Below are 17,995 nucleotides of genomic sequence, written 5' to 3' on the forward strand. Positions count from 1 at the left end.
AGGCGCCTTCCCCTTAGACATTGGTATTAGCAATTTTTAATTTAAAAACAGCAACCTATAGCGATTATCCTGGCGCATGCGGCGTATGGACCAGACGCTGCTGGCAGTGACGGCAGCGATAGCGGCGCCCTTTCAACACCCAGGCGTGGCGTCTGGGTGTCAATGCATGGGTGCGGCAGCCGCACCGGTAGCGGTAAGGCGCCGGCTGGGCCTTTTGCACATCGAAGCGGTGCGTCACCCGGGGTGGAAGGCCGAACAGCTCACACATCACGGTCTGCCATTCGCGTCCATGGGGCTTGAAACGGCGCGCATCGTCCAGATGAAAGACCAGCCAGTGAGCCATCTCGTGGGGGATGACGTCATCGAAGAAAGCGGCGCGATTATCACTCAGCAGAATAGGGTTGAAGCGCAGCCCGCCTCGGCCCATGTGTGCCTGCCCGGCGGAAGCACCTCTCAGATCAAACCACACGCCAGGGCGCGGAAGCGTCGGGTGGACCTCCAGGCAGCGCCGCCACGCTTCGTCAACGCGCCTCAAGGCGGCCTCGTGCAGGGCATCAGTGGAAAGTGCGTCCAGACCGCCCTCTAGCCAGGGCGGCAGTGGCGATACGCCCATGGGGGATTCCTCTATTAGTGATAAACTGGTCATCAATCAACGCCAGACAATTGCGATTCATCAACCGAACAACCCACGAGGCTTGCCATGGCAGAGCGCCCCAATGACGCCGCGTCCGAAACCGCCCCTCCGCAGCCGCTGCTGACCGATGAGCAGCTTGACCGGCTGGATGACTTCCTCGACTCGGAGCAGGTAGACGAAGATGCGCTGGATCTGATCTCGGCTCACGGCTTTCTGGTAGCGCTTGCCGTCGCGCCCAGCGAAGTGCCCCCTACGCAGTGGCTCGCTGAGCTGTTCCAGGGCGAGCCGCGCTACGCCGACGATGCCGAGCGCGACGAGATCATCACCCTACTGACGCTGCTGCGCGATAACGCCGTTGCGGTGCTGGAGCAGGGCGGCCTGCCGGAACTGCCCTTCGAGCTGACCCTTGACGGCCTGCCCGCCGAAGAGACGCCGATTGGTGATTGGTGCGCGGGCTTCATGGAAGGCGTCTTCAGCGATGAGAGCGCCTGGTTCCAGGATGACGAGGAGGCCGCGGCCACGCTGCTGCTGCCTTTCATGCTGCTCTCCGGGCTATTTGATGACGAGCCCGACATGGCTGAAATGGCCAGCGACACCGCACGCCAGGAAGCGCTGGTAGTACAGCTGCCGGAGTTGGTGCTGGATCTGTACCTGCACTACCGCGTACCGCCGGAAACCCCGAAACCCAAGCCGCGCAAGAAGACTCCCTCCAAGGGCGGCAAGCGCCGCTGATCATGCCCGGAACACAAGCTTGAGGCGCTATTTGAGCCGGGTAACGATAGCGTCCAGCGTGCCGAATAGCCACTCGAAGGCGCGCTGTGTCCAGGAGCGTTCTGCCCACTCCTCGGCCAGCACTTCCTTGCTGGCCGCAAAGTTACGTTCAAACAGCGCCTGCACGTCGCTTGCAAGCGCCGGGTCAATGGCTTCTTGGTTGGCTTCGAGATTCCAGTGCAGATTCCAGTGATCGAAATTGCACGAGCCGATGCTCACCCAGTCATCCGCCAGCACGAACTTGGCGTGAATGAACGTCGGCTGGAATTCATAAATACGCACTCCCGCCTTGAGCATGGCCTGGTAAAAACGCTGCCCGGCATAGCGCACGCCAGGGTGGTCATGCTTGGCGCCCGGCAGTAACAGGCGAACATCCACACCTCGCCTTGCCGCACGCACCAGGCGTCGGCGCAGGGTAAAGGTAGGCACGAAGTAAGGCGTGCACAGCCACAAGCGCTCCTGCACACCGCCTACCTGCTGATACAGCGAGCGCCGGATGGCCTGGTAGCGATACCCGCGACCCTGCATGGCACGCCCGGCTTTGCCGTCCTCAAGCGCCTGGGCCTTGCGCTGCTTGGGCAGCGGTTCGGCCGCGCGCCTGTCGTCGGCCCGGGTCAGGCGCGAGCGCCACAGCCTGCGAAAAAGCATTTCCCAGTCAGCCACGACCGGGCCTTCGATACGCACGGCAATTTCGTACCAGGCTTCCAGGAACTCATCGACCGCCCCGAACCCGCCGGTAAAGGCAATGCTGCCATCGACCACCATGATCTTGCGATGATCACGGCTCAGGTTACGCGCCAGCGAGTGAAGCCCCAGAGGATTGAAAAAGCGCAGCGCCACGCCAGCATCCGTCAATCGGTCACGGTCGGCTCTGGCAAGCCCGCGGGCGCCGTAGCCATCGAGCAGCAGATAGACGCTGATGCCGCGACCGGCAGCGCTTGAAAGTGACTCGATCAGCTGGTCGGCAAACTCCCCCGACTCCATCAGGTAAAGCTCGACCAGTACGTAGTGGCGGGCATGCTCGATGGCTTCGAACATGGCGGGTAGAAAACGCGACACTTCGGGCAGCAGGGTAAAGTGATTGCCCTCACGCCACGTCAGCGGCTGATACTTCATACAGACCTGCTCCTTTGCACTATCCTTGGCAATCCGCCCTGCCCTAACGGTGCAGCGACTTTTTAACATAGAGGTCGTAGCGGCTGGTCTTGCCTTCCAGCACGTGCTGCGGCGCAGGCCCTGCAACGGGTGGCGCCTTGCGCGGGCGCTTGACCACAACCCGGTGCGTGGCGATATCCAGCGCCGCTTCAAGCAAACGGGGCGCGTCATCGTCGCTGCCGGCCAGCTCACGAAACAGGCGCATCTCCTTCTTGACCAGCGCCGACTTCTCCCGATGGGGAAACATCGGGTCCAGATGGATGACCTCGGGACTGAACGCGGCGTCTTCAATCAACGCGCCAAGCCTCTTGGCGGAATCACCCTGGCGCAGCGTCATGCGGGCGATGATCTCGGCAATCTCGCTTTCACGCGCGGCCCGCGCCAGGCCATCTTCCAAAAGCGCGGCAATCGCCTCGACCCGCTCGATCAGCAGTACCCGGGCGCCCAGACTTGCCAGCACGAAGGCGTCCCGGCCAAGCCCGGCAGTGGCATCCACCACGCTTGGCGTCACGCCCTTGGCAAGCCCGCAGGCCTTGGCCACCAGCTGCCCGCGTCCGCCGCCGAACTGGCGCCGGTGGGCGGCCTTGCCTTCGGCAAAGTCGACGCTCAGCGGCTTGCCGTAACGCTTTTCATCCCCGGCCAGCACCAGGCGCCCGTCCTGGCGTACCAGCGTGAGTCCTTCGGGCAGTTCAGCGGCGTGCGGCACGTTCATGCCGGCTTTTTCCAGGCCACGTTATTGCGCAGGTAAACCGGCTGCGCCTGGTGGGCCGGCTTGCCTAACCCGGCGGCGAAATCATCAGCGCCAAGCCAGGCCATCTCTTCAGCGCGGGGCTCCATATCGACCAGATGCTGGGACATGCGTACCTGCACGGTAGGGGCAAAGCGCTCCCAGAGGGTAAAGCCTGCGCCGACGCCCACCCAGTCGGTTTCATCTTCCGGCAGATGAAACGCTTCGGGCGCCAGTACGGCTTCATCGCGTTCAAGGCTCACGCTATCGTTCAGGCAGTGCCAGGTCGCGGCGTAGATCTCGCCCATGCGTGCATCGAGGGCGGTGACCACATAGCGAAAGTGAAAACGCCGGTGCGCCTGAAGCGCCAGCGCCTTGAGGGTCGATACCCCGAGCAGCGGGCGGTCGAGCCCGAAGGCCAGCCCCTGGGCGGCCCCGGCGGCAATGCGCAGCCCGGTAAACGACCCCGGCCCCTGCCCGAAGGCCACCGCATCAAGATGTGTCGGCGTGATCCCGGCCTCCGCCAGCAGCTCATCCATCATGGGCATCAGCCGCCGGGTATGGGCGCGCGGCGTCATCTCGTGGCGCACCAGGCACTCGTGGGTTTCGCCATCCTGACGTAGCAGCGCCACCGAACAGGCGCTGGAGGAGGCGTCTAACGCCAGAAGGTGTAACGACATAGCAATTCAGCACTCGTGATAAGTATCCGGCCATTATACCTTCAGCGCTCCCAGACGACGATGGCCCGCACCAGGCGGGCCATCGGGGAGCACTACCGCAAGGCCTCAGTTCAGGGCTTCTTTCACCTGACGAGTAATATCGGCCACGCTGCCGACGCCTTCTACCCGGTGGTACTGCGGTGCGGCTTCGGGGTCGCTTTCCGCCCACTGCTGGTAGTAATCCACCAGCGGTGCGGTCTGGTCGTGATAGACCGAAAGGCGATTGCGCACGGTAGACTCCTGGTCATCCTCACGCTGAATCAGCTGTTCACCGGTCACGTCATCCTTGCCCGGCTCCTTGGGCGGATTGTGGTCGATATGGTAAACACGCCCAGAGGCCGGGTGGACGCGACGGCCTGCCAGACGGTTGACGATCTCCTCGTCAGGTACCGCAATTTCCAGCACGTGATCAATCTTCACGCCGCCTTCCTTCATGGCATCTGCCTGAGGAATGGTGCGCGGAAAACCGTCAAACAAGAAGCCGTTTTCACAATCCGGCTGGCTTATGCGCTCCTTGACCAGATCAATGATGATCTCGTCGGATACCAGCCCACCGGTGTTCATGATCTCTTTTACCTTAAGCCCCAGCTCGGTGCCGTCTTTAATCGCCGCGCGCAGCATGTCCCCGGTGGAAATCTGGGGAATCTTGAACTGCTCGCAGATATATTGAGCCTGAGTCCCCTTCCCCGCGCCGGGGGCACCCAACAGGATTAAACGCATGGCACTGCTCCTTGAATGAAAAATATGCGACACAATGAATTAACCGACAATAACCGCGCCACTCAGGCGGCACAACTCCCCAAAAGCCTGAGATACCCTTTTTTGTGAAATTTTTTTAAATAAAACAGCCAAATGACGCAAGCCTTGTACTTTCGTCACCCTTTCGACTGCCTAAACGCACGCGGCGCCCACTAGGGGGCGCCGCGCGTTAGACCTTACCGCTTGCTTGTTACGTACCCGGCATACGCCGCGTTACAGCAACAGACGACGAATATCGGTCAGTACATCGGCCAAAAAGGCCGTAAAGCGTGCCGCATCGGCACCGTTGATGGCTCGGTGGTCATAGGAGAGCGACAAAGGCATCATCAGCCGCGGCTGGAAGGCGCTGCCATCCCAGACCGGCTTCATCTGCGCCTTGGAAACACCCAGAATGGCCACTTCCGGCGCGTTGACGATCGGCGTAAAGGCAGTGCCGCCAATCGAGCCCAGGCTCGAAATGGTGAAACAGCCACCGGTCATCTCTTCACGCTTGAGCTTCTTGGTTTGCGCCTTCTTGCCAAGCTCTGCCATGTCCTTGGCGATTTCGATCAAGGACTTCTTGTCGGCATCGCGCAGGACCGGCACCATCAGGCCATCCGGCGTATCCACGGCGATACCGATATGGACATAGTTCTTCCATACCAGCGTTTCGCCATCGCCCTTGAGGCTGACATTGAACTGCGGGAACTTGCGCAGTGCAAAGGCACAGGCCTTGACCAGAAACGGCAGCGGTGTGAGCTTGGCGCCCTGGGCTTCAGCTTCGGCCTTCATCGACTTGCGGAAGTTCTCAAGCTCGGTGATGTCCGCTTCGTCGAACTGGGTAACGTGCGGCACGTTGAGCCAGCTGCGATGCAGATTGGTCGCCCCCATCTTGAGCAGACGGCCCATCGGCTTCTCTTCCACTTCACCAAACTGGCTGAAGTCGACTTCCGGAATCGGCGGAATACCGGCGCCCGCTGTCGCGGTGGCAGCACCACCAGAGGCTTGAGCAGCTCCCTGATTGGCCATTACCTGCTTCACGTAGGCCTGCACGTCCTCTTTGAGCACGCGCTCCTTGGGCCCGCTTGGCTTCACCAGGCCAAGGTCGACACCCAGCTCACGGGCCAGCATACGCACGGCCGGGCCCGCGTGTACCAGCTTGCCGTCACGCGGCTTGTGGGCAGCCATCTGCGCTTCAGGGCTTGGCGTACCGCCGCTTGCAGGCTTCTCCTGCTTGGCCGCGCTCTTGTCCGCCGCTTTCGCAGGGGCCTTTTGAGAAGCGTCTTTCTTCGGCGCCGGCTTGGAAGCCGATTTCTTCGCACCGGCTACTTCGATATAGCCGATCAGGTCGCCTTCAGAGACGGTGTCGCCTTCCTTGACGCTCAGCTCGACGAGCTTGCCTTTATAGGGGCTCGGCACGTCCATGGAGGCCTTGTCGGACTCGAGCGTGATCAGCGAATCTTCTTCGTTGATCTCATCGCCGACGGCAACGCCAATCTCGATGATCGGTACATCGGTGGAACCGGAGATATCCGGAACACGAATTTCCTTGCGCTCGGGCTCGCCGCTGACCGCCTCGTCTTCGCTTTCATCGCTCTCGACATCAGACTCGTCGCTAGATGTGCCTTGCGCTTGCTCAGCGGGGGCGTCGTCGGCGGCGCTGTCTTCAGCAGCATCACCGCCTTCACCCTCGACTTCCATCTGGCCGATAACGTCGCCCTCGGAAACCGTATCGCCTTCTTTTACCGTAAACGCGACGATCTTACCGCTATAGGGGCTCGGCACATCCATGGAGGCCTTATCGGACTCAAGGGTGATCAGCGTGTCTTCAGCGCTGACTTCATCGCCTTCGCCAACGGCGACTTCGATGATTTCAACGTTGTCCGAGCCGCCCAGGTCCGGCACCTTGATGTCCACGGTCTGCTTGCCACCGCCGGATTTCTTGGCACTTTTCTGCTCGGTCGCGGATTTTTCTTCCGCTTTCGGGGCTTCTTTCTGCTCGGGTTCGGACGCCTGCTTTTCGTCCTCTTCCTCGGCATCGCCGCCGCCTTCGGCTTCCAGCTCAACGATATCGTCGCCTTCGGAGACGGTATCGCCTTCCTTCACCAGCACTTTGATGACCTTGCCGCCTTTCGGGGCAGGAATATCCATGCTGGCCTTATCGGATTCCAGCGTGATCAGGGTGTCTTCCGCTGCAATGACGTCGCCTTCCGACACCGCGATCTCGATGATTTCGACACCTTCGCTACCGCCGATGTCGGGCACTTTGATGATTTCGCTACTCAAGGTCGCGCTCCTTTCAAATCGGATCGAGCCGGCGGGTCACTTGACCCGCCGGGCAGCGGTTTAGCTGATCAGCGGATTGGGCTTGTTAGCGTCAATGCTGTACTTCTTGAGGGCTTCGCCAACGAGCTTGCGGTCGATATCGCCACGGTCTGCAAGCGCACGCAGGGCCGCCACGGTCACGAAGTAGCGGTCCACTTCGAAGAAGTGGCGCAGCTTCTCACGCGTATCTGAACGGCCGAAACCGTCGGTACCCAGCACGGTGTAGTCGCCCGGCACCCATGCACGCACCTGATCGGCGTAGAGCTTCATGTAATCCGTCGAGGCGATGACCGGGCCATCGCGGCCTTCCAGACACTTGGTCACGTGAGGCTTGTTGGCCTCGGCGTCCGGATTCAGGAAGGCTTCACGCTCGAGCAGCAGCGCTTCACGGCGCAGCTCGTTGAAACTTGTAACGCTCCAGATGTCGGCGCCAATGCCCCACTCTTTTTCCAGCAGCTCGGCGGCGGCTTCCACTTCGCGCAGAATGGTGCCAGAGCCCATCAGCTGAACGCGACCCTTGTCGCCTTGGGTTTCACGCAGCAGGTACATGCCCTTGACGATATCGTCGACCGGCACGTTCTCAAGCTCCGGATGCTCGTAGTTCTCGTTCATCACGGTCAGGTAGTAGAAGCAGTTCTCTTTATCAGTGAACATGCGCTTCAGACCATCCTGAACGATGACCGCCACTTCGTGAGCGTAGGTCGGGTCGTAGCTGCGGCAGTTGGGAATGGTGGACGCCTGGATCAGGCTGTGACCATCCTGGTGCTGCAGACCTTCGCCGTTCAGCGTGGTGCGCCCGGCAGTACCGCCGACCATGAAGCCACGCGCCTGCAGATCGCCTGCGGCCCAGGCCAGATCGCCAATACGCTGGAAGCCGAACATCGAGTAGTAGATGTAAAACGGCAGCAGCGTGACGTGGTTGTTGCTGTAGGAGGTCGCCGCGGCAATCCACGCCGACATTGCGCCAGCTTCAGTAATACCTTCTTCGAGGACCTGACCTTTCTGGTCCTCGCGGTAGTACATGATCTGGCCCTTATCCATCGGCTCGTACTTCTGGCCTTCAGCGGTATAGATACCCAGCTGACGGAACATGCCTTCCATACCGAAGGTACGCGCTTCATCAGGGATGATCGGCACTACCTGCTTGCCAAGTTTCTTGTCCTTGACAAGACCGTTCAGCACGCGCACGAAGGACATGGTGGTAGAGACTTCACGACCCTTGGAGCCACCCATCTGAGAGGCAAACGTCTTGTCTTCGAGTGAGGGGATTTCCAGCGCTTCGAAGTCGCTCTTGCGGCTCGGCAGGTAGCCGTTCAGCCGCTCGCGCTGAAGGTGCATGTACTTGAGCTCGGGCGAATCGTCTTCCGGCTTGTAGTACGGCACTTCCTTGAGCTGTTCGTCGGTGAGCGGAATGCCGAAGCGGTCGCGGAATTTCTTCAGCGCTTCGTACTCCATGCTCTTGACCTGGTGCGCTTCGTTGGCCGCTTCGCCGTCGCCGCTGCCCATGCCGTAACCTTTGACGGTATGCGCCAGGATGACCGTGGGCTTGCCGTTTTGGGTATTCACCGCTTCGTGATACGCCGCGTACACCTTGAAGGGGTCGTGGCCGCCGCGGTTGAGTTTCCAGATATCTTCATCGGAAAGCTCTTTGACCATCTCTTCGGTTTCAGGATACTTGCCGAAGAAGTGCTCACGCGTGTAGGCGCCGCCGTTGGCCTTGTAGTTCTGGTACTCGCCGTCGACCGCTTCGTCCATGCGTTTTTGCAGGAAGCCTTTCTTGTCCTTCTCGAACAGCGGGTCCCAGTGACGACCCCAGACGACCTTGATGACGTTCCAGCCAGCACCGCGGAACACGCCTTCGAACTCGTCCATGACGCGGGAGTTACCCCGTACCGGGCCGTCGAGACGCTGCAGGTTGCAGTTGATGACGAAGATCAGGTTATCCAGGTTTTCACGGCCGGCCAGCGAAATGGCGCCCAGGGATTCCGGCTCGTCGCACTCGCCGTCGCCCATGAAGCACCAGATCTTGCGGTCGTACATGTCCTTCATTTCGCGGTGATGCAGGTACTTCATCACGTGCGCTTGATAGATCGCCTGGATCGGGCCAAGGCCCATGGAGACGGTCGGGAACTGCCAGTAATCCGGCATCAGCCAGGGGTGCGGGTAGGACGACAGGCCGTCGCCATCCACTTCCTGACGGAACTTGTCCATCTGCTCTTCAGACAGACGGCCTTCCAGGAAGGAGCGCGCGTAGATACCCGGCGCAACGTGCCCCTGGATGTAGACCAGGTCGCCCGCGAAGTCGTCTTTCGCCGCGCGGAAGAAATGGTTGAAGCCCACATCGTAAAGCGTCGCCGACGACATGAAGCTGGCAATGTGGCCGCCAAGCCCGGGGTTTGCCCGGTTGTTACGAATGACCTGGGCGATCGCGTTGTAGCGGATCAGCGAGCGGATACGCCGCTCCATGAACAGGTCGCCAGGCATCGGCGCTTCACGATGAAGCGGAATCGTATTGCGGTGCGGGGTTGTCACCGAGAAGGGCACCTTCATCCCGTCCCGGCGCAAGCGATCCGCCAGGCGGGTCATCAGGTAGCGGGCGCGATCTTCGCCCTCACGATCCAGAACCGATTCCAGGGATTCCAGCCACTCCGTGGTTTCGACCGGATCGAGATCTTCTCTTGTCTCCAGACTCATAGAGGTCTCTCCGAATGACGATAAATGACATGAGCCCCGCCAACCCGTATGGGCCTGGGGCGGCTGCGGTGATTGGTGGCCACCGCAGATAAGTATTTGCGCGGTAACGCTAACGGTATTTTCGTTCTACATTCAACGAACTACGCGGCTTGCAATGTAGTAAAGCTACACAAATATCGTAAAAGTTAGCCTTTTGTATATGCGAAGATACCGCAAAGTCGCCACGCTGCCAATTACAGAACCGCTGAAAAGGCTATCGAAAACAAACTATTGCACCGCAACATAAGCACTTTCAAAAATTGTTTCCAGACTTTTTGAAGCCCCATGCTGTAGCTAAACTACCGTTTTATTCTGTTAAGAGTGAATCACTTATCCCGCTTCTCCAGGAGGCATCAACGCTTCTGGCGCCCAACAGTTGATAAAAGTAGGCCCAATCAAATGCAGGCCCCGGGTCCGTCTTGCGCAGCGGCGCTATGTGGGCGTGCCCCGTGATTCGTGACTCATCAAGGGCAGGATAGCGCGCCATCAGCCATTTCACGAGTTTTACCAGGGCGTGGTACTGCGCCTTGGCAAACGGCGTGACATCATCGCCTTCAAGCTCGATACCCAACGAAAAATCGTTGAGCGCCTGTCGATAATCCGCGCACCGGCTGTCCCACCATCGTGAACGTCCGGCATGCCAGGCGCGCTGATCTGTATCAACAAATTGCACGCACTCGCCATCGCGCCGGATCAAAAAATGTGCCGAGACGCGCAGATGGGCGATCTCTGCAAAAAACGGGTGGTCAGCTGCCACCAACTGGTTGGTGAACAGCGCCTCGATCGCCGGGCCGCCAAACTGCCCCGGCGGCAGGCTGATCGCGTGCAGCACCACGAGGGAGACTTCATCGCTCGGGCGCGCATCGCAGTTGGGCGAGGCAAGCTTTCGTGCACGCGGATACACCGCGCCTGCCATGTCGTTATCGCTCACTCACTGGGCCTCCGTTATCAAACACTCAGTATCTAGTACTCGGTTTCGCTGCTCTTTGTCTGCGCTCTTACTATAATGCCGGTCACACTTGCTGATGCCCAGAGAACTCACTGCCATGAATGACCAGAACGCGCTTGCTGAAGAGATCCGCCTCTGCGCTACCCGCCTGCTTGCCGAAGATGTAGGCAGCGGTGATATTACCGCTCAACTGATCCCCGAGAACCAGTGGGCGACCGCCAAGGTCATTACCCGCGAGGCCTGCGTACTGTGCGGCACGGCCTGGGTAGAGGAGATCTTTCGCCAGCTAAACGAGCGCGTTACCCTGCGCTGGCAGGCCGCTGACGGCGACCGGCTGGACCCCGAGCAGTGCTTTCTGGAAATCGAAGGACCCGCCCGCAGCCTGTTGACCGGCGAGCGCGCGGCCTTGAACGTGCTGCAGACGCTTTCAGCCACCGCGACCACAACCCGAGCGTATGTCGACGTGATCGAAGGCACCGGCGTACGCCTGCTGGATACCCGCAAGACGCTTCCCGGCCTGCGCCTGGCGCAGAAGTATGCCGTTACCTGTGGCGGCGGGCACAACCACCGTATCGGCCTGTGGGATGCGTTCTTGATCAAGGAGAACCATATTGCCGCCTGCGGCGGAATTCAGGCCGCGGTCACCAAGGCGCGGGCGCTCTCCCCCAAGCTGCCGGTCGAAGTGGAAGTCGAAACCTTCGAAGAGATGGATCAAGCCTTGGCGGCCGGTGCCGATATCATCATGCTCGACAACTTTGCCGTGGAAGACCTGCACGTGGCCGTCGAGCTCAACGGCGGCCGAGCCACCCTAGAAGCGTCGGGCAATGTGGATGCCGCCACGCTCAAGGCCATTGCCGACACCGGCGTTGACTGTATCTCCAGCGGCGCTCTCACCAAGGACGTGAAGTCGGTTGACCTCTCCATGCGCGTTACCCAGACGTTCAACGTCGACGTTTAACGCATCGGTCAGGTTTCGATGGCGCTCAGGCGTTTTTCCAACCGATAGCGCTTGAGCGACTCACCACTGCGCTCGACCCACTGCTCGCCGCGGTTTTCCCATCCGCGGCGCAGCAGGCGATCAAACAGCACCTCGCTTGCCTCGATCTCCACCCGGTCAACGCCCTGCTCCAGCAATATCCGTTCGGCATGGATCAGCAGCGTCGTGCCGATGCCACGGCCGGTTAGCGACGGCCAGACGTACAGGGTCTCGATGCGCCCCCCTTCGATGTCCAGCTCCAGAAACCCCACGCAGCGACCATCACACACAGCCACCAGCGTGGTGTAAAGCGCGTGACGTACCGCCCAGGCGCTGGCTTCGCGAGGCAGCGCATTGGCCCAGGCACGCCGCTGGCTCAACGCGTAGTGGCTCGCCGCCCCCTGCATGACCGCGTGGTAGAACACTTCAGCCTGGTCGGCGGCGTCACGCGCCAGGGCAGCGCGGTAGGTTATTCGGGCAGGAGAGGCTTCAGGCGCAGAAAGCTCGTCGGTCGTTGGCATGCATCACCTCTACACAGTGATCGAAAAGGGGGTTTACGGGATGCTCGGCGCGTAACGCCAAGCTGCTTTATACTGGGGCGCCTATCTCAGCATAAGGCAGTATCATGCACAACGCCCCTGCAGCGCCCTTTACGCTAACGCCGGTCGGTTACGTCGAGAGCGACTACCCGGACAAGTTTGGCATCCCGCGCCAACCGGGCCTGGCGCCGGCAGCAGAGGCAAGTCTGGTACTGGTGGCACCCTACAACGACCCGCTCAGCGTGCGCGGTCTGGACGCCTTTAGCCATATCTGGGTGTCCTTCATCTTTCATCAAAGCCCTGAGCGCTGGACCCCGCTGGTACGCCCGCCCCGCCTGGGCGGCAATCAGAAAGTGGGCGTATTCGCCAGCCGCAGCACCCATCGCCCCAACCGGCTGGGACTCTCGCTGGTGAAACTGGCCGGCATCGACACACGCCAGGGCGTTCGCTTGAAACTGGAAGGCTGCGATCTGGTAAGCGGCACGCCGGTAGTGGATATCAAGCCCTACCTGCCCTGGGCAGAAGCGCGCCCGGATGCCAGCGCCGGCTTTGCCCCCGAGGCGCCGGGCCTGCTGCAGGTAAGCTTCCGCCAGCAGGCGCTTGAAACGCTGGCCGCACGCGCCGACAGCGCCACGCTACAGGCCTTGATCATCCAGGTACTTGGCCAGGACCCCCGCCCCGCCTACAAGCAAGACGACGAGAGCGAGCGGGTGTATGGCGTACGCCTGCGCGATGTGGATGTGAAATTCTGTGCCTTCAAGAACGACGAAGCCACCACGTTGAACGTGGTGGCTATCGAGCGGGCTACGCCATAGTGATGTTTACGCCGTCGGAAAGGTAATACCCAGGCGCCGACCCACTTCCTCATAGGCTTCGATCACGCCACCCAGGCCCTGGCGGAAGCGGTCCTTGTCGAGCTTTTCGCGGGTATTGGCATCCCACAGGCGGCAGCCGTCCGGTGAGAACTCGTCGCCCAGCACGACTTCGCCCTTGAACACGCCGAATTCCAGCTTGTAGTCCACCAGCAGCATGTCGCCCTCGGCGAAGAGCTGCTTGAGCACGTGATTGACCTTGAAGGTCAACTTTTTCATCTGCGCAAGCTGCTCCGGGGTCGCCCAGCCGAAGGTTTCCGCCAGCGACTCGTTGATCATCGGGTCGCCCTTCTCGTCGTTCTTCAAGAATAGCTCGAAGGTGGGCGGTGTCAGCGCAATGCCCTCTTCAATGCCCAGACGCTTTACCAGCCCGCCTGCCGCGATGTTGCGCACCACGCACTCCACCGGAATCATCTGCATCTTTTTCACCAGGCTTTCCGTGGGGGAAAGCTGCTTTTCAAAATGCGTGGGAATTCCGGCTTCCTGCAGGCGCTCCATGATGAACGCGTTGAAGATGTTGTTTACCATCCCTTTGCGGGCAAGAGCCTCTTTCTTCTTGCCGTCGAACGCGCTGGTGTCGTCACGAAAATGCAGCACCAGCAGGTCCGGATCGTCGGTGGTATATACAGATTTTGCCTTGCCGGCATAGAGTTCTTGGCGCTTTTCCATGAGGGCTCCGAAAGGGATCAAGTCAACAGGTTAACGTAAATAGCTTGCCACACGCTCGATCAGCTCGCGCTGGTCGTCGGCGGTGAACGCCCGATCGCTGGCATTGACGGCCCGCAGAACGGTCTGATTGCCATCCGGCTGCAGCACCAGGCGTATTTCTTGTGACATCTGGCGCACGTCTCGACTGAATACCACCTGCAGCGGGTTGCGGCCGCGTTCGGTTTCGGTCATGTAATCGACCAGGAACGCATAGTTTTCAGCGTCGGCGCTCAAAAGATCGCGTTGCCCTTCCTGGGTAAAGTCCAGCGCCAGGTAGTGGTTTAGCTCGGCCCATACACGGTCCACCGGCTGGGGAATCACGGCTTCCCAGCCATCGCCCTGCTCGCGGATCTGCAGCGTTTGCTGGGTATTCAGACGCTGTGCGTTCCAGGAGGAAGTCACGCTCTGCGAGGCGCTGCGTGCGCTCAGGTACTCTTCCAGGGCGTCGAGACAGTTGGTGACCGTCTGGCCGCCACGTTCGCAGCGTACTTCGCTGTTGCCCGCGCGCATCGCGCTTTGCAGGCGCAGCTCGGCCTGGGAGGTCACGATGACGCCCTGAGATACATCGCTTTGCTGCACGCCCAGCTGGCGGCTTTGCGCAAAGGCTTCAAGCTGAGGCCAGACGGCGCCGGTGTCGGCAGCGACCACCAACCAGCTCTGATCACCTACCTGGCGGCGTTCGACGTATTCAGCTTCCAGGCCGCTGCCAATGGCCAGCGACTGGGGCGGGCGTATGTCCGCGGCTTCCTTGATGCGTGCGCCCTGCACAGCCGCTTGAGGAACGGGTAACGCGTCCTGATAGCGCTGAGCATTGCGGGTTTCAGGGAGCACCAGCGGCGGCGCCGGAGCGGCTTCCGTGTAGTCCAGGTTGCGGTCGTGGTAGTAACCATCACGCGCACACCCAGCCAAAGCGACAGCCGTTACGAGTGCCAGCGGTATCCATTTAAGCGCACGTTTTTCAAGCACAGAGCTCATCAAGCCACCTTCAGTCAACAGAGCAGCTGCCCGACCACATTTGGGTGCGCCGAGCAGCAAAAGTATCTCGCTGGATGCGATAAAAGAGCATTACTCCTCGATCACGCCCGCCAGTTGCATCGCTTCACTCACAGTGGCGTGGTACTTCTCGGATAGCCACGTCAACGGCAGGCGAATCCCCGCGTCCATGTATCCCATGCGGTTAAGCGCCCATTTTACCGGAATCGGGTTCGACTCGATGCCCAGGTTGGTATGCAGCGGCATCAAGCGGGTGTTGATCTGGTGAGCTTTATCCGCATCGCCCGCCACCGCCGCCGCACACAGGTCGTGCATCGCCTTGGGTGCCACGTTCGCGGTCACCGAGATGTCGCCATGCCCGCCCATCAGCATGAAGTCACAGGCGGTTGCATCATCACCGGAGTAGAGCATGAAATCGCTGCCTTTGAGGCGAGAGATTAGATCCTCTGCCCGCTCAAGGTTCCCGGTCGCATCTTTCAGGCCGATAATATTGTCCACGCTTGCCAGCCGCACCACGGTTTCATTGTACAGATCAGAGCAGGTGCGCCCCGGCACGTTGTACATGATGACCGGCAGCTTGCTGCCCTCGGCCACGGCCTTGAAGTGCTGGTACAGGCCTTCCTGGGTCGGCTTGTTGTAGTACGGGCATACCGACAGGCAGTAGTCGGCGCCTACTTCGCTGGCGTAGCGGGCAAGTTCCACGGCTTCGGAGGTAGCGTTGGCACCGGTACCGGCGATCACCGGAATGCGCCCGTTGACTTCCTCGACAACGCTTCGGATGACGTCAAAGTGCTCGGCAAACGACATGGTGGTCGGCTCGCCGGTGGTGCCTGCAGCCACGATACCGTCAGTGCCGTTTTCAAGGTGGAAATTTACCAGACGGCGAAGCGCCTCCCAATCGATGTCGCCATTGACTTTCATCGGCGTCGCCAGGGCGACGATGCTGCCTGTGATCATCCGTTTATTCCTCACCTGCAAAATTGTGAAATCAAGCCCAGCGCGGGGCACCAAACAAGACGCCGGATGGCGGCCTGGAATATCAGCGCTATCACTCTTTTGGGCTTACAGGGGGTAAATGGTACTCAGGCGATTCAAGCCTGTACAGCGCAAACCGCAGTGAGTTTGCGCTACACGCCTCATCCGCCTTTGACATGCTGCCTCAGGTTGCGTGTAATCACCCCAACCCTCGCCCATCACAAGGAGTCTGCATGAGCATTGAAATAGGCCAACCCGTTCCCGATTTTTCCGCCAGCGCCACCGGTGACACGACCGTGACGCTTGCCGAGCTGCGCGGCAAGCAGGTCGTCATCTACTTCTACCCGAAGGCCAGCACGCCGGGCTGCACCACCCAGGGCGGTGACTTTCGCGACCGCAAGACCGCCTTCGATGAGGCCAACACCGTGATACTGGGCGTTTCAAGAGACGGTCTGCGCGCCCAGGAGAACTTCAAGGCCAAGCAGGATTTCAACTTTGCGCTGATTTCCGACAAGGATGAAACGCTCTGCACGTTGTTTGACGTGATCAAGCTGAAAAAGATGTACGGCAAGGAGCACCTGGGCATTGAGCGCAGCACCTTCTTGATTGACGCAGAGGGCCGGCTTGCCAAAGCGTGGCGCGGCGTCAAGGTGCCGGGCCATGTAGAAGAGGTATTGGCCGCAGCGCAGGCGTTAAGCACCGGCCAGTAAGCTAAGCGCCCGCTCGGTATCACCGAGCGGGCGTCATTCGAGGCGTTTTCTGCCAGCGTTCTACGCGCTATAACGCCAAATAGCCGTGTGACGCTACCCGCCCTGCCAAGCTAGGAATCCACGCGCACAATGCCGCTGGCCGCTTCCTGTTCGCGAATGCCGCGCGGCCAGGCGTAGATCAACGCCTTCAGCAGCGTTGCCAGCGGGATGGCGAAGAACACTCCCCAAAATCCCCAGATACCGCCAAAGAAGAGTACCGCCACGATGATGGAAACCGGGTGGATGTTGTTGGTTTCAGAAAACAGCACCGGCGAAAGCACGTTGCCATCCAGCGCCTGGATAACACCATAGGCCACCAGAACGTAAAAGAACTGATCGCTCAAACCGAAATAGAAACCCGCCACCGCGGCCACGGGTAGCGTCGCCACTGCCGCGCCAATGAACGGCACCAGCACTGAAAACCCGACCAACACGGCCAAGAGCGCCGTATAGGGCAGCCCGAAAAAGGTGAAGGTGAAAAACGCAACCGTTCCCACGATCATGATCTCGATGAACTTGCCGCGGATATAGTTGGCAATCTGATGATCCATCTCCTGCCAGATGCGGGTCAGCAGGCTACGCTTTTGCGGCAGCAGCGAAAGCGTAAAACCGACCAGCACTTCACGATCCTTGAGCATGAAAAAGACCAGAATGGGCACCAGCACCAGATAGATGATCAGCGACATCACGTTGCCAAGCGAGGCAAGCGAAAGCGTCAGAGCGCGCTGGCCCAGCTGGCTGATCTCGCGACTTGCCACGCCGATCCAGCTCTGCATCTGATCAGGCGTGATCAGGTTGGGGTAGCGCGCCTGCATCTCGTCAAGCCATGCCTGACCGCTGGCGAACATTCGCGGCGTTTCCTGCACAAGCCCCACCAGCTGATTCCAGATCAGCGGCATCAGGATAAACGCAAGCGTCAGCAGCACACTGACAAAGGCCAGGAAGACGCTGATGACGGCCAAGAGATGCGGCACGCCGCGCCGGGTCAGCGTGCTGACCACGCCTTGAAGTAAAAAGGCCAGTATCAGCGCAGTAAAAAACGGCGCCAGCATGCGGCCAAACCAGATGATGGCAGCAAATCCCGCCACCAGTATCAGCAGCAGCACCAGCGCCTCTTCATCGGAGAAGTAGCGCTCAACCCAGCTTTTCAGAATCGTCCGCATGGTCATGGACGCACATCCCCCGCCTTGCGTATCCAGAAGATGTACCCATCTCCCTGCTGTGTTCGCGCTTCCATGGTGTGGCCGCTCTGCTGGGTAAAAGACGCCATGTCGCGCCATGAACCCGCATCCGAGGCGCGCACCTCCAGCAGTTGACCGGCGGCCAGCCCGGCAAGCGCCTGCTTGGCCTTGAGCAGAGGCAACGGACAGTGCAGCCCGCTTGCATCAAGTATCTGGTCGGGCTGAAGGCCTGTCGATGATTCAGACATACG

At 60.3% G+C, this 17,995-nt stretch carries 18 protein-coding genes; 4 read left to right on the forward strand and 14 right to left on the reverse strand.

Features of this window, described 5'->3' with window-relative positions; translation table 11 throughout:
- Nucleotides 1-64 precede the first annotated feature (64 nt).
- A complete protein-coding gene (locus B0H98_RS03940; protein WP_244182955.1) occupies nucleotides 65-613 on the reverse strand; it encodes a SprT family zinc-dependent metalloprotease in 549 nt (182 codons plus the stop codon).
- A gap of 87 nt (nucleotides 614-700) precedes the next feature.
- On the opposite strand from B0H98_RS03940, the gene B0H98_RS03945 reads away from it, so the two are divergent.
- Nucleotides 701-1,366, forward strand: coding sequence for a YecA/YgfB family protein (locus B0H98_RS03945; RefSeq protein WP_106373740.1), 666 nt, complete (start codon nucleotides 701-703; stop codon nucleotides 1,364-1,366).
- 27 nt (nucleotides 1,367-1,393) lie between these two features.
- Here the strand turns inward: B0H98_RS03945 and B0H98_RS03950 are convergent, their stop codons facing one another.
- The 7 genes from B0H98_RS03950 to ampD all read right to left on the reverse strand — a co-directional run bounded on the left by B0H98_RS03950 (nucleotide 1,394) and on the right by ampD (nucleotide 10,718).
- Nucleotides 1,394-2,521, reverse strand: coding sequence for a phospholipase D-like domain-containing protein (locus B0H98_RS03950; RefSeq protein WP_106373741.1), 1,128 nt, complete (start codon nucleotides 2,519-2,521; stop codon nucleotides 1,394-1,396).
- 43 nt (nucleotides 2,522-2,564) lie between these two features.
- On the reverse strand, nucleotides 2,565-3,272 hold the full coding sequence (locus B0H98_RS03955) for a class I SAM-dependent methyltransferase (RefSeq protein WP_106373742.1): 708 nt from the start codon (nucleotides 3,270-3,272) through the stop codon (nucleotides 2,565-2,567).
- Nucleotides 3,269-3,967, reverse strand: a complete 699-nt coding sequence (gene tsaB / locus B0H98_RS03960) for a tRNA (adenosine(37)-N6)-threonylcarbamoyltransferase complex dimerization subunit type 1 TsaB (RefSeq protein ID WP_106373743.1) — start codon at nucleotides 3,965-3,967, stop codon at nucleotides 3,269-3,271. Before tsaB ends, B0H98_RS03955 begins: the two co-directional genes overlap by 4 nt.
- A 105-nt stretch (nucleotides 3,968-4,072) precedes the next feature.
- Nucleotides 4,073-4,726 (reverse strand): adenylate kinase, encoded by a 654-nt coding sequence (gene adk, locus B0H98_RS03965; RefSeq protein ID WP_106373744.1) that lies wholly within the window; start codon nucleotides 4,724-4,726, stop codon nucleotides 4,073-4,075.
- Between the two features lie 252 nt (nucleotides 4,727-4,978).
- A complete protein-coding gene (aceF, locus tag B0H98_RS03970; protein WP_106373745.1) occupies nucleotides 4,979-7,030 on the reverse strand; it encodes a pyruvate dehydrogenase complex dihydrolipoyllysine-residue acetyltransferase in 2,052 nt (683 codons plus the stop codon).
- Nucleotides 7,031-7,090: 60 nt separating this feature from the next.
- Complete coding sequence (gene aceE / locus B0H98_RS03975; protein ID WP_106373746.1) at nucleotides 7,091-9,763, reverse strand: pyruvate dehydrogenase (acetyl-transferring), homodimeric type; 2,673 nt, start codon at nucleotides 9,761-9,763, stop codon at nucleotides 7,091-7,093.
- Between the two features lie 346 nt (nucleotides 9,764-10,109).
- The gene (gene ampD / locus B0H98_RS03980; protein ID WP_106373886.1) at nucleotides 10,110-10,718 is read right to left on the reverse strand and encodes a 1,6-anhydro-N-acetylmuramyl-L-alanine amidase AmpD; all 609 of its coding nucleotides are present in this window, start codon (nucleotides 10,716-10,718) and stop codon (nucleotides 10,110-10,112) included.
- A 130-nt stretch (nucleotides 10,719-10,848) separates the two neighbouring features.
- Between ampD and nadC the strand changes: the two genes are divergently transcribed.
- Nucleotides 10,849-11,709 (forward strand): carboxylating nicotinate-nucleotide diphosphorylase, encoded by an 861-nt coding sequence (nadC, locus tag B0H98_RS03985; protein WP_106373747.1) that lies wholly within the window; start codon nucleotides 10,849-10,851, stop codon nucleotides 11,707-11,709.
- A gap of 8 nt (nucleotides 11,710-11,717) precedes the next feature.
- On the opposite strand, the gene B0H98_RS03990 is transcribed toward nadC, so the two are convergent.
- A complete protein-coding gene (locus B0H98_RS03990) occupies nucleotides 11,718-12,248 on the reverse strand; it encodes a GNAT family N-acetyltransferase (RefSeq protein ID WP_106373748.1) in 531 nt (176 codons plus the stop codon).
- 104 nt (nucleotides 12,249-12,352) lie between these two features.
- On the opposite strand from B0H98_RS03990, the gene tsaA reads away from it, so the two are divergent.
- Nucleotides 12,353-13,081: a tRNA (N6-threonylcarbamoyladenosine(37)-N6)-methyltransferase TrmO gene (gene tsaA, locus B0H98_RS03995; protein ID WP_106373749.1), complete on the forward strand. Its 729-nt coding sequence runs from the start codon at nucleotides 12,353-12,355 to the stop codon at nucleotides 13,079-13,081.
- Between the two features lie 6 nt (nucleotides 13,082-13,087).
- On the opposite strand, the gene purC is transcribed toward tsaA, so the two are convergent.
- The 3 genes from purC to dapA all read right to left on the reverse strand — a co-directional run bounded on the left by purC (nucleotide 13,088) and on the right by dapA (nucleotide 15,796).
- A complete protein-coding gene (gene purC, locus B0H98_RS04000) occupies nucleotides 13,088-13,807 on the reverse strand; it encodes a phosphoribosylaminoimidazolesuccinocarboxamide synthase (RefSeq protein ID WP_106373750.1) in 720 nt (239 codons plus the stop codon).
- A 30-nt stretch (nucleotides 13,808-13,837) separates the two neighbouring features.
- The gene (gene bamC, locus B0H98_RS04005) at nucleotides 13,838-14,821 is read right to left on the reverse strand and encodes an outer membrane protein assembly factor BamC (RefSeq protein ID WP_106373751.1); all 984 of its coding nucleotides are present in this window, start codon (nucleotides 14,819-14,821) and stop codon (nucleotides 13,838-13,840) included.
- A 90-nt stretch (nucleotides 14,822-14,911) separates the two neighbouring features.
- The gene (gene dapA / locus B0H98_RS04010) at nucleotides 14,912-15,796 is read right to left on the reverse strand and encodes a 4-hydroxy-tetrahydrodipicolinate synthase (protein ID WP_106373752.1); all 885 of its coding nucleotides are present in this window, start codon (nucleotides 15,794-15,796) and stop codon (nucleotides 14,912-14,914) included.
- A gap of 251 nt (nucleotides 15,797-16,047) precedes the next feature.
- On the opposite strand from dapA, the gene B0H98_RS04015 reads away from it, so the two are divergent.
- On the forward strand, nucleotides 16,048-16,524 hold the full coding sequence (locus B0H98_RS04015) for a peroxiredoxin (protein ID WP_106373753.1): 477 nt from the start codon (nucleotides 16,048-16,050) through the stop codon (nucleotides 16,522-16,524).
- 110 nt (nucleotides 16,525-16,634) lie between these two features.
- Here the strand turns inward: B0H98_RS04015 and B0H98_RS04020 are convergent, their stop codons facing one another.
- Nucleotides 16,635-17,732, reverse strand: coding sequence for an AI-2E family transporter (locus B0H98_RS04020; RefSeq protein WP_106373754.1), 1,098 nt, complete (start codon nucleotides 17,730-17,732; stop codon nucleotides 16,635-16,637).
- Complete coding sequence (locus B0H98_RS04025; protein ID WP_106373755.1) at nucleotides 17,729-17,992, reverse strand: sulfurtransferase TusA family protein; 264 nt, start codon at nucleotides 17,990-17,992, stop codon at nucleotides 17,729-17,731. The genes B0H98_RS04020 and B0H98_RS04025 overlap by 4 nt, the downstream gene beginning before the upstream one ends.
- Nucleotides 17,993-17,995 lie beyond the last annotated feature (3 nt).

Source organism: Vreelandella songnenensis (assembly GCF_003002925.1).
Taxonomy (GTDB): domain Bacteria; phylum Pseudomonadota; class Gammaproteobacteria; order Pseudomonadales; family Halomonadaceae; genus Vreelandella; species Vreelandella songnenensis.